Origin of the sequence: Burkholderia sp. Ac-20345 (assembly GCF_017104825.1) — a bacterium.
Classification (GTDB): Bacteria; Pseudomonadota; Gammaproteobacteria; order Burkholderiales; family Burkholderiaceae; genus Burkholderia; species Burkholderia lata_B.
Window position 1 is genome coordinate 21,223 of the sequence record NZ_JAAGPO010000101.1, and the last position, 15,165, is coordinate 36,387.

General features: G+C 65.9%; 15 protein-coding genes. 9 read left to right on the forward strand and 6 right to left on the reverse strand.

What is annotated here, in order from left to right; all coding sequences use genetic code 11:
• Positions 1-9: 9 nt before the first annotated feature.
• The 5 genes from G3O06_RS29225 to lpxC all read left to right on the forward strand — a co-directional run bounded on the left by G3O06_RS29225 (position 10) and on the right by lpxC (position 5,187).
• Entirely contained in the window at positions 10-762 is a 753-nt protein-coding gene (locus G3O06_RS29225) for a cell division protein FtsQ/DivIB (RefSeq protein WP_011350842.1), read from the forward strand.
• 26 nt (positions 763-788) lie between these two features.
• A complete protein-coding gene (gene ftsA / locus G3O06_RS29230; protein ID WP_165582120.1) occupies positions 789-2,021 on the forward strand; it encodes a cell division protein FtsA in 1,233 nt (410 codons plus the stop codon).
• A 117-nt stretch (positions 2,022-2,138) separates the two neighbouring features.
• The gene (gene ftsZ, locus G3O06_RS29235) at positions 2,139-3,335 is read left to right on the forward strand and encodes a cell division protein FtsZ (protein WP_021159911.1); all 1,197 of its coding nucleotides are present in this window, start codon (positions 2,139-2,141) and stop codon (positions 3,333-3,335) included.
• 187 nt (positions 3,336-3,522) lie between these two features.
• Positions 3,523-4,029, forward strand: coding sequence for a peroxiredoxin (locus G3O06_RS29240; RefSeq protein ID WP_205818315.1), 507 nt, complete (start codon positions 3,523-3,525; stop codon positions 4,027-4,029).
• Between the two features lie 240 nt (positions 4,030-4,269).
• A complete protein-coding gene (gene lpxC, locus G3O06_RS29245; protein WP_011350845.1) occupies positions 4,270-5,187 on the forward strand; it encodes a UDP-3-O-acyl-N-acetylglucosamine deacetylase in 918 nt (305 codons plus the stop codon).
• 86 nt (positions 5,188-5,273) lie between these two features.
• Here lpxC and G3O06_RS29250 read toward each other — a convergent pair whose 3' ends face one another.
• A complete protein-coding gene (locus G3O06_RS29250) occupies positions 5,274-5,750 on the reverse strand; it encodes a DUF721 domain-containing protein (RefSeq protein WP_174916806.1) in 477 nt (158 codons plus the stop codon).
• A gap of 256 nt (positions 5,751-6,006) precedes the next feature.
• Here G3O06_RS29250 and secA point away from each other — a divergent pair, with 256 nt between their 5' ends.
• From secA to G3O06_RS29270, 4 genes are all read left to right on the forward strand, one after another.
• Positions 6,007-8,805, forward strand: coding sequence for a preprotein translocase subunit SecA (gene secA / locus G3O06_RS29255; RefSeq protein WP_174916807.1), 2,799 nt, complete (start codon positions 6,007-6,009; stop codon positions 8,803-8,805).
• A 144-nt stretch (positions 8,806-8,949) separates the two neighbouring features.
• A complete protein-coding gene (gene argJ, locus G3O06_RS29260) occupies positions 8,950-10,191 on the forward strand; it encodes a bifunctional glutamate N-acetyltransferase/amino-acid acetyltransferase ArgJ (protein ID WP_205818316.1) in 1,242 nt (413 codons plus the stop codon).
• Between the two features lie 19 nt (positions 10,192-10,210).
• The gene (locus G3O06_RS29265; protein ID WP_205818317.1) at positions 10,211-11,080 is read left to right on the forward strand and encodes an ATP-binding protein; all 870 of its coding nucleotides are present in this window, start codon (positions 10,211-10,213) and stop codon (positions 11,078-11,080) included.
• Positions 11,077-11,520, forward strand: a complete 444-nt coding sequence (locus G3O06_RS29270) for an NUDIX domain-containing protein (protein ID WP_174916810.1) — start codon at positions 11,077-11,079, stop codon at positions 11,518-11,520. Before G3O06_RS29265 ends, G3O06_RS29270 begins: the two co-directional genes overlap by 4 nt.
• 60 nt (positions 11,521-11,580) lie before the next feature.
• Here the strand turns inward: G3O06_RS29270 and G3O06_RS29275 are convergent, their stop codons facing one another.
• The 5 genes from G3O06_RS29275 to G3O06_RS29295 all read right to left on the reverse strand — a co-directional run.
• Positions 11,581-11,781 (reverse strand): DNA gyrase inhibitor YacG, encoded by a 201-nt coding sequence (locus G3O06_RS29275; RefSeq protein WP_027788444.1) that lies wholly within the window; start codon positions 11,779-11,781, stop codon positions 11,581-11,583.
• Positions 11,782-11,806: 25 nt separating this feature from the next.
• Entirely contained in the window at positions 11,807-12,562 is a 756-nt protein-coding gene (zapD, locus tag G3O06_RS29280) for a cell division protein ZapD (protein ID WP_043191449.1), read from the reverse strand.
• Positions 12,563-12,671: 109 nt separating this feature from the next.
• Positions 12,672-13,280 (reverse strand): dephospho-CoA kinase, encoded by a 609-nt coding sequence (gene coaE / locus G3O06_RS29285; protein ID WP_205818318.1) that lies wholly within the window; start codon positions 13,278-13,280, stop codon positions 12,672-12,674.
• 1 nt (position 13,281) lies between these two features.
• On the reverse strand, positions 13,282-14,193 hold the full coding sequence (locus G3O06_RS29290) for an A24 family peptidase (protein ID WP_205818319.1): 912 nt from the start codon (positions 14,191-14,193) through the stop codon (positions 13,282-13,284).
• 45 nt (positions 14,194-14,238) lie between these two features.
• A partial coding sequence (locus tag G3O06_RS29295) for a type II secretion system F family protein (RefSeq protein ID WP_205818320.1) occupies positions 14,239-15,165 on the reverse strand: 927 nt, incomplete at its 5' end.

The following is a 15,165-nucleotide window of genomic DNA, read 5'->3' on the forward strand; positions in this document are numbered from 1 at the left end:
GAACGACGTATGTGGAACAACGTTCGCCAACTCAACCTTGCCGCCAGCGCGCTGTACGCGCTGTTGCTGCTCGTGTTGGCGGCGGCCGGTTGCTACTGGCTGATCCAGCGCCCGACGTTCGCGCTGCGGGAAATCCGGATCGACGGGGACACCGAGCACATCAATTCGCCGACGGTGCGCGCGGGCGTGGTCGGCCGGCTGAAGGGCAATTTCTTCACGGTCGATCTCGACGCCGCGCGGGCCGCGTTCGAGCAGATGCCCTGGGTGCGCCACGCGAGCGTGCGCCGGGTGTGGCCGAATGCGCTGGCTGTCACGCTCGAGGAGTACAAACCGCTCGGGACCTGGGGCAGCGACCAGCTCGTGAGCGTCGACGGCGAGCTGTTCACCGCGAACCAGGGCGAGCTGGAGCAGGAGCTGCCGGCGTTCGACGGCCCGGAGGGCAGTGCGAAGGAAGTCGTCACGCGGTATCGCGACTTCGGGAAATGGTTTGCGCCGCTGAAGGCGGCGCCGGAAGAAGTGACGCTGTCGGCGCGGTACGCGTGGACGGTGAAGCTGTCGAACGGCATGCAGGTCGAGCTGGGCAAGGAACGCAACAGCGAGTCGCTGCATGACCGGAGCCAGCGCCTGGTCGCCGCATGGCCGGCTGTCACGGAGCGCTGGGGCAACGACATCGAGTACGCGGACCTGCGTTATCCGAACGGATTCGCGATTCGTGCGGCAGGCATGCGGTTCCTGACCGATACCGACAAGCGCAAGAAGTAACGAGAGATCACACGCAAGAGCACTTTATGAGCAAAGACTACAAGGATCTGCTGGTTTCCCTCGACATCGGCACGTCGAAGGTGGTGGCCATCGTCGCCGAGCTGAAGGGCGAAGGCCACTACGAGGTGATCGGTCTCGGCCAGAGCGAGTCGAAGGGTCTGAAGAAAGGTGTGGTGGTCAACATCGAGGCCACCGTGCAGTCGATCCAGCGCGCGCTCGAGGAAGCCGAGCTGATGGCCGACTGCAAGATCACCAACGTGTTCACGGGGATCGCGGGCAGCCACATCCGCAGCTTCAACTCGAGCGGGATGGTCGCGATCAAGGACAAGGAAGTCACGCAGACCGACGTCGCGCGCGTGATCGAGACCGCGAAGGCGATCAACATCCCGACCGACCAGCAGGTGCTGCACATCCTCACGCAGGAATTCATCATCGACGGCCAGGAAGACGTGCGCGAGCCGATCGGGATGAGCGGCATCCGGCTGGAAGTGAAGGTGCACATCGTGACGGGCGCGGTGAGTGCCGCGCAGAACATCGTCAAGTGCGTGCGCCGCTGCGGGCTCGAAGTGAACGACCTGATTCTGCAGCCGCTCGCGTCGTCGCTGGCCGTGCTGACGGAAGACGAAAAGGATCTCGGCGTGGTGCTCGTCGACGTCGGCGGCGGCACGACGGACATCGCGATCTTCGCCGAAGGCGCGATCCGCCATACCGCGGTGATTCCGATCGCCGGCGACCAGATCACGAGCGACATCGCGATGGCGCTGCGCACGCCGACGCCGGATGCGGAAGACATCAAGGTCGGTTACGGCATTGCCAAGCAGGCGCTCGCCGATCCGGACGAAATGGTGGAAGTGCCGGGCCTCGGCGAACGCGGCCCGCGCACGCTGTCGCGCCAGGCGCTCGCAGCCGTGATCGAGCCGCGCGTCGAGGAACTGTTCTCGCTCGTGCAGCAGGTCGTGCGCGAATCGGGTTACGAAGAACTGCTGAGCTCCGGCGTGGTCATTACTGGCGGTGCGTCGATGATGCCCGGCATGGTCGAGCTCGGCGAAGACATTTTCCTGAAACCGGTGCGCATCGGTGCGCCGGAGTATGCAGGTGGCCTCTCCGACGTCGTGCGCAATCCGCGCTACTCGACGGCGATGGGGCTGCTCGTCGAAGGCAGCGCTCAGCGCATGCGCGGCCGCAAGGTCGCCGTGCAGTCCGGCAACGCGGGGCAGGTGTTCTCGCGGATGAAGGAATGGTTCCTGAGCAACTTCTGACGAACCGAACTGAATCGAAATTCGCGCCGGTGCCGGCGGCTGGCGCGCGACAGGGGGTTGCCCGATCTCCTGCCGAATAACGGCCGAGTAGCAGTAATTCTCTTGACGGAGGCAACAATGGAATTCGAAATGCTGGAAACCGAAACCAACGGCACCATCATCAAGGTGGTCGGCGTTGGCGGCGCTGGCGGCAATGCCGTCCAGCACATGATCAACCGCGGCGTGCAGGGCGTCGACTTCATCGTGATGAACACGGATGCACAGGCGCTGTCGCGTTCGCGCGCATCGTCGGTGATCCAGCTCGGCAACACGGGCCTGGGTGCTGGCGCGAAGCCGGAAATGGGCCGTGCGGCAGCGGAAGAAGCGCGTGAGCGCATCGCCGACGCACTGCGCGGCGCGCACATGGTGTTCATCACGGCCGGCATGGGCGGTGGCACGGGCACGGGCGCAGCACCGGTGGTCGCGCAGATCGCGAAGGAGATGGGCATCCTGACGGTGGGTGTCGTCAGCAAGCCGTTCGAATTCGAAGGCGGCAAGCGCATGCGCGTCGCTGAAGCCGGTTCGCAGCAACTGGAGGATCACGTCGACTCGCTGATCGTCGTTCTGAACGACAAGCTGTTCGACGTGATGGGCGACGATGCCGAGATGGACAAGTGCTTCCAGTGCGCGGACGACGTGTTGAACAACGCGGTCGCAGGCATCGCTGAAATCATCAACGTCGATGGCCTCGTGAACGTCGACTTCGAAGACGTGAAGACGGTGATGGGCGAGCAGGGCAAGGCGATGATGGGCACGGCGACGGTCGCTGGCGTCGATCGCGCACGCCTCGCGGCGGAACAGGCCGTGGCGAGCCCGCTGCTCGAAGGCGTCGATCTGTCGGGCGCGCGCGGCGTGCTGGTCAACATCACGTCGAGCCGTTCGCTGCGCCTGTCGGAAACGCGCGAAGTGATGAACACGATCAAGAGCTACGCGGCGGAAGATGCGACGGTGATCTTCGGTGCGGTGTACGACGACGCGATGGGCGATGCACTGCGCGTGACGGTCGTGGCGACGGGTCTGGGCCGTGCGGCGAAGAAGCAGCAGTCGGCACCGATGACGCTGCTGCGCACGGGTACGGACAACCAGCCGGTCAGCGCGGTTTCGCACGGCTATGCACCGGCGCATCACGTCAGCACGGCAGACTACGGCGCGCTCGATACGCCGGCGGTGTGGCGCAATTCGCGCGAAACCGCGGCATCGCACGTGCAGGCGCTGCAGGAGAAGGGGGTCGACACGTACGACATCCCGGCTTTCCTGCGCAAGCAGGCTGACTGACGCAAACACAGGCGAAGCCGCGGCGAAACTGCCGCGGTATCGCCGGCGTGACGGATGCTACGGACCACGACAGGCCGCGTCGGCTGCGACGCCGGGCCGGGAAACGTGCCCTCTCCGCGCAAGCGGGCGGGATGGGCCGTGCTGTCCGCGACACGCTGAAAAACCGTATCGCTATGAGGGACCAGCCATGATTCAAGTGGGCGACGCGCTGCCCGACGCGCAATTGTTCGAGTACATCGACGACGCGCGCGAAGGGTGCACGCTGGGGCCGAACGCCTTCAGCGTGCGCGACCAGGTTGCGGGAAAGCGGGTGGTGATCTTCGGATTGCCGGGCGCTTTCACGCCGACCTGCTCGGCGCAGCATGTGCCGGGCTACGTCGAACACGCCGAGCAATTGCGCGCGGCGGGTATCGACGAGATCTGGTGCGTGTCCGTCAACGACGCATTCGTGATGGGCGCATGGGGACGTGATCTGCACACCGCGGGCAAGGTGCGCATGATGGCGGACGGCAGCGCGGCTTTCACTCATGCGCTGGGGCTGACGCAGGATTTGTCCGCGCGTGGCATGGGAATTCGTTCCCTGCGCTACGCGATGGTGATTGACGGCGGTGTGGTCAAGACGCTGGCCGTCGAGGCGCCGGGCAAATTCGAAGTGAGCGATGCGGCGAGTGTTCTCGCGACGTTGACGTTCTGATCGTGCGGTGCGCCGTTGCCTTCCGGCAACGCTGCTCACCGGCCTCAGGGCAGTTGTAACACGGGCTGATGACCGGAAACGCCTCCGTTCCGGGCATCGGCCCGTCCCGTATCGGCGCGGGTAAACAGTCGAAACAGATTGATACGCAGTTTCAAACTACGCTGAATAGGGAATTACGCTATAATCTCCCCTATCGAATATAACTCCTGATTGATATCTTCAATCACGACGAAGAACATCATGCTGAAGCAGCGCACCATCAAGTCCATCGTGAAGACCGTGGGTATCGGTGTCCACTCGGGCCGCAAGATCGAGCTGACGCTCCGTCCTGCCGCGCCGGGCACGGGCATCGTCTTCTCCCGCGTCGACCTTCCCACGCCCGTCGACATTCCCGCCGCGGCGACGTCGATCGGCGACACGCGGCTCGCGTCGGTGCTGCAGAAGGATGGCGTGCGCGTATCGACCGTCGAGCACCTGATGTCGGCGTGTGCCGGCCTCGGCATCGACAACCTCTATGTCGACGTGACGGCCGAGGAAATCCCGATCATGGACGGCAGCGCGGCGACCTTCGTGTTCCTGATCCAGTCCGCCGGGATCGAGGAGCAGAACGCGCCGAAGCGCTTCGTCAAGGTGAAGAAGACGGTCGAAATCCGCGACGGCGACAAGTTCGCGCGTCTCGATCCGTACTTCGGTTTCAAGCTGAAATTCTCGATCGACTTCCGTCACCCGGCCGTCGACAAGACCGGCCAGGAACTCGAGGTCGATTTCGCGAATACGTCGTATGTGCGCGAGATCGCGCGTGCACGCACGTTCGGCTTCGCACATGAGGCCGAGATGCTGCGCGAGATGGGTCTGGCCCGCGGCGGCAGCATGGAAAACGCGATCGTGCTCGACGAGTACCGCATCCTGAACAACGACGGGCTGCGCTACGACGACGAGTTCGTGAAGCACAAGATGCTCGACGCGATCGGCGACCTGTACGTGATCGGCCATCCGCTGCTGGCGTCGTACACGGCGTACAAGTCGGGCCACGGGCTGAACAACGCGCTGCTGCGCGAACTGCTCGCGAACGAAGATGCGTACGAGATCGTCACGTTCGACGATCCGCAAGCCGCGCCGAAGGGTTTCGCGTTCGACATGCAGACGGCCTTCGCCTGACCTGCGTTCCGCGCAAGCAATAAAAAAAGCAGCCTTCGGGCTGCTTTTTTATTGGCCGGCGCTGGCGCTGCCGGCGGCGCGTATGGTCAGCGCGGTTTAGCGCCATGCCGGGCCGCCATCCGCGCGAGCGCGTCCTGCAGCGGTGACGGTTCGAGATGGTCGGCCAGGTCGCGCAACGCGGCGGCGCCGACCGACGTCATGCGCGCCTGCTTCACGTGAGGCGGCTCCGGCGCATCCTTCGGACGCACGCGCACGCGCAGCGTCGAGACCGGCCAGCCGCGCTTTTGCAGATCGCCGAGCAGCCGCGGCTCGACCTGGCGCAGCCGTGCGGCCAGTGCGTTGTGCGCGGCAAAGAGGGTCAGGGTCCCGTCCTTCACGAAGCCGGGTTCGACGTGGTTCGCCAGGTAGTCGGGCAGGAGCGCGACAAGATCGCGCTGCAGTGACGCGATTTGCTCGACGCCGGCGCGCAGCGCCGCGAACGCGTCGGTGCGGCCCAGCACTTCGGACACGGGTTGCGGGCGATACGGGGCGAGCGGGCCGAAACGCTTGGAAAATCGGTTCATCGAGACATTTTTCGGGCGCGCACGCGCGCGGACGTTGATGCCGATTGTACCCGCGCGGGCCCGGGCACGGGCGGCTTTCGCCCCGTCGGCCCGGCCGTTGGCGTGCAGAGCCCGTCCGCCCGAGACACGGGCGCATGCTTTCCCGCGTGCTAAAATTCGACGTTTGAGTCCACTAATTCGCTAAGCCGCCGAGGCTCGGGCGTCGGGGCGCGCAACACGCGCCGGGCGCCGGTGCTGCGACGCAGGATCCGATCCGATGACAACCGGTTTTCTCCAGAAAATTTTTGGCAGCCGCAACCAGCGGCTCGTCAAGCAATACCAAAAGACCGTCACGACGATCAATGCGCTCGAAACGCAGATCGAGAAGCTGACGGACGACCAGTTGCGCGGCAAGACGGACGAATTCCGCCAGCGGGTCGCGGCCGGCGAGTCGCTCGACAAGCTGCTGCCCGAGGCGTTCGCGGTCTGTCGCGAGGCCAGCCGTCGCGTGCTGAAGATGCGGCACTTCGACGTGCAGATGATCGGCGGCATGGTGCTCCACTACGGGAAGATCGCGGAAATGCGCACCGGCGAGGGCAAGACGCTCGTCGCGACGCTGCCCGTGTACCTGAACGCGCTGGCCGGCCGCGGCGTGCACGTGGTGACCGTCAACGATTACCTCGCGCAGCGCGACGCCGAATGGATGGCGCGCCTCTACAACTTCCTCGGTCTGTCGGTCGGCATCAACCTGTCCGGCATGGAGCACGACCAGAAGCAGCAGGCCTACGCGGCGGACATCACGTACGGCACGAACAACGAATTCGGCTTCGACTACCTGCGCGACAACATGGTCTACGAGACCGACGCGCGCGTGCAGCGGGCACTGAATTTCGCGGTCGTCGACGAAGTGGACTCGATCCTGATCGACGAGGCACGTACGCCGCTGATCATTTCGGGCCAGGCCGAGGATCACACCGAGCTTTACGTGCGGATGAACGCACTGCCGCCGCTGCTCGAGCGCCAGATCGGCGAAGAGAAGGCCGACGGCACGGGCGTCGAGAAGCCGGGCGACTACACGCTCGACGAGAAGGCGCGCCAGGTGTTCCTGACGGAATCGGGCCACGAGAAGGCCGAGCGCCTGCTCGCCGAATGGGGCCTGATCGGTGAGGGCGAGAGCCTGTACGCACCGCAGAACATCACGCTGATGCACCACGTGTACGCGGCGCTGCGCGCACACACGCTGTTCCACAAGGATCAGCACTACGTCGTGCAGAACGGCGAAGTGGTCATCGTCGACGAATTCACGGGCCGCCTGATGGCCGGCCGCCGCTGGTCCGACGGCCTGCACCAGGCGGTCGAGGCGAAGGAACACGTAAAGATCCAGAGCGAGAACCAGACGCTTGCGTCGATCACGTTCCAGAACTACTTCCGGATGTACGCGAAGCTGGCCGGCATGACCGGTACCGCCGACACCGAAGCGTACGAATTCAACGAGATCTACGGTCTCGAGACGGTCGTGATCCCGACCAACCGTCCGCCGAAGCGGATCGACAAGCAGGACCAGATCTACAAGACGGCCAAGGAGCGCTATGACGCGGTGATCCGCGACATCCGCGACTGCTACGAGCGCGGCCAGCCGGTGCTGGTCGGCACGACGTCGATCGAGAACTCGGAACTGCTGTCGCACCTGCTGAAGCAGGCCGGGTTGCCGCACGAGGTGCTGAACGCGAAGCAGCACGAGCGTGAAGCCGCGATCGTCGCGGAAGCCGGCCGTCCGAACCGCATCACGATCGCGACCAACATGGCCGGTCGCGGTACCGACATCGTGCTCGGCGGCAACGCCGAGAAGCAGGCCACGTTCATCGAGGCCGACGAAGCGATCCCGGCAGACGAAAAGGCGCGCCGCATCCAGAAGCTGCACGACGAGTGGGAAACGCTGCACGAGCAGGTGAAGGCCGCGGGCGGCCTGCACATCATCGGCACCGAGCGCCACGAATCGCGCCGGATCGACAACCAGCTGCGCGGCCGTGCGGGCCGCCAGGGCGATCCGGGCTCGTCGCGCTTCTACCTGTCGCTCGACGATCCGCTGCTGCGCATCTTCGCGGGCGACCGCGTGCGCTCGATCATGGATCGCCTGAAGATGCCGGAAGGCGAGGCGATCGAGGCCGGCATCGTCACGCGCTCGATCGAATCCGCGCAGCGCAAGGTTGAAGCGCGCAACTTCGACATCCGCAAGCAGCTGCTCGAATACGACGACGTGTCGAACGACCAGCGCAAGGTGATCTACCAGCAGCGCAACGAGCTGCTCGAAGCGCACGACATCACCGAGACGATCAGCGCGATGCGCCACGGCGTGATTACCGAAGTCGTCCGCCAGTTCGTACCGGAAGGCAGCATCGAAGAGCAGTGGGACGTGCCCGAGCTCGAGGAAGCGCTGCGCAACGACTGGCAGCTCGATCTCGCGATCCAGGAAATGGTGAACGAGTCGTCGTCGATCACGGCCGAGGAGATTCTCGACGCCGTGATGACGGCCGCCGACGAGCAGTACGAGGCGAAGGTCGCGATGGTCGGCCGCGAATCGTTCAGCGCGTTCGAGCGCTCGGTGATGCTGCAGACGGTCGACCGCCTGTGGCGCGAGCACCTCGCGGCGCTGGACCACCTGCGCCAGGGTATCCACCTGCGCGGCTATGCGCAGAAGAATCCGAAGCAGGAATACAAGCGCGAAGCGTTCGAGCTGTTCGCCGCGATGCTCGAGGCGATCAAGCAGGAAGTCACGCGCGTCGTGATGAACGTGCAGATCCAGTCGCCGGAGCAGCTCGAGGAAGCGGCCGAGCAGATCGAGGAGCGCGGCGGTCATCTCGAGAACGTCGAGTACCAGCACGCCGATTACGCGGAAGCCGGTGCGCCGGTGGCGAACGTCGCGGCTGCCGCGGCGGCCACGGCAACGGCCGACATGGTCGGCAGCGCGATGACGCACAGCGGCCCCGGCGGCGAAATGCCGAAGGTTGGCCGCAACGATCCATGCCCGTGCGGCAGCGGCAAGAAGTACAAGCAATGTCACGGGAAGCTGTCATGATCGACGGCGGCGCGCGTCACGCGTGCCGCTTCGTTCGCAGCTTCGAGTGAGTGATGTGAGTTGCGGCGGCCCGCGCGTGCGGCCGCCGGTTCTTCCAATCGATGCCGGCGCATGCCGGCATTTTCCATCCGGCAGGTGTGCCCCATGGCTGTCAATTTTCCGTCGATCGATCCCGCCCAACTGCATCCCGTCGCCGGCGTCACGCTCGGCTGGGCGGAAGCGAACATCCGCAAGCCGAATCGCAAGGACGTGCTGGTCATCTCCGTCGACGAAGGCGCGACGGTCGCGGGCGTGTTCACCGAAAACCGCTTCTGCGCGGCGCCGGTCACCGTCTGCCGCGAGCACCTGGCGAAGGTGCGCGCGGGCGGCGCGGGCATTCGCGCGCTCGTCGTGAATACGGGCAATGCGAACGCGGGCACCGGCGAGCCGGGCCTCGTGAACGCACGTGAGACCTGCACGGAACTCGCGCGCCTCGCGGACATCGAGCCGGCGCAAGTGCTGCCGTTCTCGACCGGCGTGATCCTCGAGCCGCTGCCGATCGATCGCCTGAAGGCAGGGCTGCCGGCCGCGCTCGAGAATCGCAAGGCCGCGAACTGGTTCGACGCCGCGCAGGCGATCATGACGACCGACACGCTGCCGAAAGCCACGTCGCGCCAGGTGACGATCGACGGCCACACGGTCACGCTGACGGGCATCAGCAAGGGCGCGGGCATGATCAAGCCGAACATGGCGACGATGCTCGGCTTCCTCGCGTTCGATGCGAACGTCGCGCAGCCGGTGCTCGACACGCTCGTGAAGGAAGTGGCCGACCGCTCGTTCAACTGCATCACGATCGACGGCGATACGTCGACGAACGACTCGTTCATCCTGATCGCGTCGGGCAAGAGCACGCTGCCGGCGATCACGTCGACCGATTCGCCGGCCTACGCGGCGCTGCGCGATGTGGTGACGGAAGTCGCGCAGGTGCTGTCGCAACTGATCGTGCGCGACGGCGAAGGCGCGACGAAATTCATGACGGTGCAGGTCGAAGGCGGCAAGAATGTCGCGGAATGCCGCCAGATCGCTTATGCGATCGGCCATTCGCCGCTCGTGAAGACGGCCTTCTATGCATCCGACCCCAACCTCGGCCGCATTCTCGCGGCGATCGGCTATGCGGGCGTCGCGGATCTCGACGTCGACAAGATCGACCTCTATCTCGACGACGTGCTCGTCGCGAAGGCGGGCGGCCGCAACCCGGCCTACCAGGAAGAGGATGGCCAGCGCGTGATGAAGCAGAGCGAAATCACGATCCGCGTGCTGCTCGGCCGCGGCGACGCGCAGGCCACCATCTGGACGTGCGACCTGTCGCACGACTACGTGAGCATCAACGCGGATTACCGCTCCTGATCGGGGGCGTTCGAACGACATGGACAAGCTTGAACAGTTTCTGACGCGCGCCGAAGCGCTGCTCGGCCGTCTCGAGGGGATGCTGCCGCCCGCGCAGGCCGCGGTCGACTGGAATGCCGCACACGCGTTCCGCTGGCGCAAGCGCCAGGGGCGCGGCTATCTGCAGCCGGTGCCGGCCGTGTCGTCGATCACGCTCGACGACCTGCACAACATCGATCGCCAGAAAGGGCTGATCGAACAGAACACGCGGCAGTTCGTGCAGCGGAAGCCGGCCAACAACGTGCTGCTGACCGGCGCGCGCGGTACCGGCAAGTCGTCGCTGATCAAGGCGTGCCTGAACGCGTATGCGAAGGACGGCCTGCGCCTGATCGAAGTCGACAAGGACGACCTGCACGATCTCGGCGACATCGTCGACCTGATCTCGCAGCGTCCCGAGCGCTTCATCGTGTTCTGCGACGACCTGTCGTTCGAGGAAGGCGAGTCGGGCTACAAGGCGCTGAAGGTTGCGCTCGACGGCTCGATCGCCGCGCAGTCGGACAACGTGCTGATCTACGCGACGTCGAATCGCCGCCATCTGCTGCCCGAGTACATGAGCGACAACGAGACGTACAAGCATCTCCCGGATGGCGAGATTCACCCCGGCGAAGTCGTCGAGGAAAAGATCTCGCTATCGGAGCGCTTCGGCCTGTGGGTCAGCTTCTATCCGTTCAAGCAGGACGACTACCTCGACATCGTCGGGCACTGGCTGCGTCATTTCGGCTGCCCGGATGCGGAGATCGAATCCGCACGCGGTGACGCACTCGTGTGGGCGCTCGAGCGCGGCTCGCGGTCGGGGCGCGTCGCGTGGCAGTTTGCGCGTGACTGGTCGGGCCGCAAGGAGCAGGCATGAGCACGGATCTCGCACAAGGCGCCGTGCGCGCGCCCGACGGCCGCAAGGTGACGGAAGTCGCGGTCGGCGTGATGGTGCAGCCGGACGGCAGTTACCTGCTCGCACAGCGGCTGCAAGGCAAGCCGTATGAAGGCTACTGGGAGTTTCCGGGCGGCAAGCTGGAGGCCGGCGAAAGCGTCGAGGACGCGCTTGCGCGCGAACTGCACGAGGAGCTCGGTATCGAAGTCACGGCCAGCCATCGCTGGCACACGCTCGAGCACGATTATCCGCATGCCTACGTGCGGCTTTATTTCTGCAAGGTGACGGGCTGGACGGGCGAGCCGCACAGCAAGGAAGGGCAGGCGTTCGTGTGGCAGCAACTGCCGGTCGAGGTCGCGCCGTTGCTGCCGGCCGCGCTGCCGGTGCTCGAACTGCTCGAGAAGGAAGCTGCGTCGAACTGACGCCATGATGGCCTGCCGGAAAGGCGGGCCATATCACTGGCGGGCGGTGCCGCGCGCCGCTCAGCTGTCGCGACGGCCGTCCGTGCCGTCTTCTTCCGACGAGGGGCCCTCGTCGGATGATCCACCGATCCGGTACTTTTCCGCGGCCCATGCGCCGAGGTCGAGCTGCTTGCAGCGGGCCGAGCAGAACGGGCGGAACTGATTTTCGGGCGTCCAGCGCACTTCGGCGCCGCACGACGGGCATTTCACAACGGTAGTCATACGAAAGCGATCCGGCCCGTGGCCGTTACAGATTGCACAGTGTCAGATGGAACGGCACGTCGATGTCCACCGCGCGCGGCCGCACATCGCCGTCCTGCATGGTGAACCGTACCCACAGCATGTATTTGTTGGCGCTCGCTTCGGGAATGACGCGCAGCTCCGGCGCCACGCGCACCTGCATCAACTGGTAGGTGCGGCCGGACAGCATCTGCTGGTAGCTGCCCTGCATCGCCATCACCTTCGACGCCTGGCCCGATTCGCGCGCGAGCCGCAGCACGATCGTCACGGCGTCGCGTAGCGGCAGCATCGGCAGGATCCACTTCGCGATGTCCTGGCGTCGCTGCTCGGCGGGCCACTGCTGCCATGCGTAGTACGACGGCAGGTCGAACTTGCACGTGCCGCCGGGAATTACTGCGCGGCTGCGGATGCTGGCGAGCCACTCGTTGTCGACGAGGTGTTGCCCGGTCTTGCCCTGCATCTGCGCGAGATTCGCGAGCGTCTGCTCGATTTCGCCGAGCACGGCTTCGAGCGCGTTCTGCTCGATGCCCGGATTGCCGCGAAAGGGAGCGAGCGTCTGGCGTTGACGTTCGAGCTCCTTCATCAGATCCGATTTCAGGTCCGCGCGGCCCGTTACCTCGGCGATTTCGAACAGCGTCGTCAGCGCGACGTGGTGTTCACGCGGGTCCTCCTGAGCCAAAAAGAACGCGAAGCGCTCGAAGAGATCTTCGAGGCGCAACAGCGTGCGAATTCGCTCGTTGAACGGATACTCGTAAAGAATCAAGCGCGCTCGCCTCTTGGGTAGGGATTGAAACAATGCAGGACATTCTAATGCTCACTCTCTACCCTAGCAACGCGCCAATTTCGTACGCCATCACGATCGCGTGCAATGCTCAGCGCGCGGCGGCCGCGAACCCGAGGTAGCGTTGGTGCAGTGCATCGACCTGCGCGGCGAGAACGTCGGGTGTGGTCGCGTCGTTGACGATGACGTCGTCGGCCGCCGCGAGACGGGCTTCGCGTGTCGCCTGTTTCGCGATGATCGCTTCGACCTGCTCGCGCGTGAAGCCGTTGCGCCGCATCACGCGTGCGATCTGCGTTTCGACCGGGCAGTCGACGACGAGCACGCGGTCGCTGCGCGCCTTCCAGTTGCCTGATTCGACGAGCAGCGGCACGACGAACATCACGTACGGGCCCTGCGCTTCGCGCGCTTCGCGATCGGTCTCCGCGCGGATCAGCGGGTGTGTGATCGCTTCGAGGCGCCGGAGCGCGGCGTCGTCGCTGAAGATCAGTGTGCGCATCTTCGCGCGGTCGAGCGAGCCGTCGGCGGCAACGAAGCCGCGGCCGAATGCCTGTTCGATCGCGGGCATCGCGAGGCCGCCCGGTGCGGTGATGCGATGGGCGATCAGATCGGTATCGACGAGCGACGCGCCACGGGCGCCGAACAGGTCGGCGACGGTCGTCTTGCCGCTGCCGATGCCGCCGGTGAGTCCAATCGCGAACATGTCAGCCTCCGAGCGCCGAATAGAAAGGGGTGCCGAAAAACAGCGTCGCGACGCCGCCTGCCGCGAGGAACGGGCCGAACGGAATCGGCTCCTCGAAGCGCATGCGGCCGCGCCAGGTAGCGATGAGCCCGACGATCGCGCCCGTCACCGCGGCGAACAGCACGACCTGCGGCAGTGCGGCCCAGCCCATCCAGGCGCCGAGCGCGGCGAGCAGCTTCAGGTCGCCGAAACCGATGCCCTCGATGCCGCGCAGCCATTTGAACAGCCAGTAGATCGACCACAGGAACAGATAACCGGCCATGGCACCGATCACGGCCGAGCGCAGCGACGTGAAGGTGCCGCCGAGGTTCAGCACGAGCCCGGCCCAGAGGAGCGGCAGCGTCATCGAGTCGGGCAGGTAGCCCGTCCGGATATCGATTGCGCTCATCGCGAGCAGCGCGGCGCACAGCGCGAACGCGGCAAGCGCGGCGACGGTCGGGCCGAATGCCGCGAGCGAGCCGGCGGCGAGCAGTGCGCACGCGAGCTCGACGAGCGGATAACGGATGCCGATCGCGTGGCCGCAGCGGCGGCAGCGCCCGCGCAGCATCAGGTAGCTGACGAGCGGGATGTTTTCCCATGCGCGCAGCACGTGGCCGCAATGCGGGCAGGCACTGCGCGGGCGCCACAGATCGTAGCGCGGCGGGTAGCCGTCGTCGGGCGGGGCGCTCGCGTTGCCGGTCGCTTCATCGATCTCGGCCTGCCACGCGCGCTGCATCATCACGGGCAACCGGTGCACGACGACATTCAGGAAGCTGCCGATGCAAAGGCCGATGACGACCGCGAACGCATACTGCAGCGCGGGCGGCAGCATCGCCAGCGCGAGCAGCGTGCTCTCGGGCGAATCGGTAACGGCGGACAGGGGCGCTGGCGTCATGTGGCTCAAGGTTCGGACTAAAAGGCGACAGAATCGGTTGCGATGCTACACCACGTTGCCGAGCTGAAGGATGGGCAGGTACATCGCGATCACGAGGCCGCCGACGAGTGCGCCCAGTACGATCACGATCAGCGGTTCGCCGAGCGCGGCGAGTGCATCGAGGCGCGCGTCGAGCTGGCGTTCGCACAGCGCGGCGATGTCGGCGAGCATCGTGTCGAGCGCACCCGTCTCCTCGGCGACGGCGATCGGCTGCACGACGTCGTCCGGAAAGCAGCCGGCCGACTGCATTGCGTCCGCGAGGCGCGCGCCTCGCAGCACGCGGGCTGCGATGTGCGCGGTGGCGTGCTCGAACACTGGATGGCCGGCGGTGCGTTCGAGCGTGGCGAAGGCATCGGCGAGCGGCACGCCGGCGCCGAGCAGTGTCGCAAGCGAGCGGCACCAGCGAGCGGCTGCGAATCGACGCAGCGCGCTACCCGCGAGCGGGGCGTGCAGCAGGCGCCGCGCGACAGCGTGGCGCAGCGGTGCAGACCGCCGCAGCGCGTGATGTGCTGTCAGACCGGCTGCCGCCGTACCGGCAACGAGGACACCGCCCCACGCCGACAGCGCGGAGGACAGCGCGAGCAGCGCGCGGGTCGGCGCCGGCAGTGCGGCGCCGAAACCGTCGAAGATCTGCCGGAACGTCGGCACGACCCACACCATCAATGCGGCCGAGATTGCGAGCCCGAACAGGATGACGGCCGCCGGATAGGCGAGCGCGGCGCGCAGCTTGCGCCACTGCGCGTCGGTGCGCTCGCGGTGCTCGGCGACTCGTGTCAGCACGATGCCGAGCGAGCCGGACGCTTCGCCGACTTCGATCAACTGGCGATACAGCGTGCCGAACTGCGATGGATAGCGTGCGAGTGCCTCGGCGAAGCGCTGGCCGCCGACGATCTCGCGGGCGAGACCTGCGGCGATGCGCGGCAGGCCGTCGCG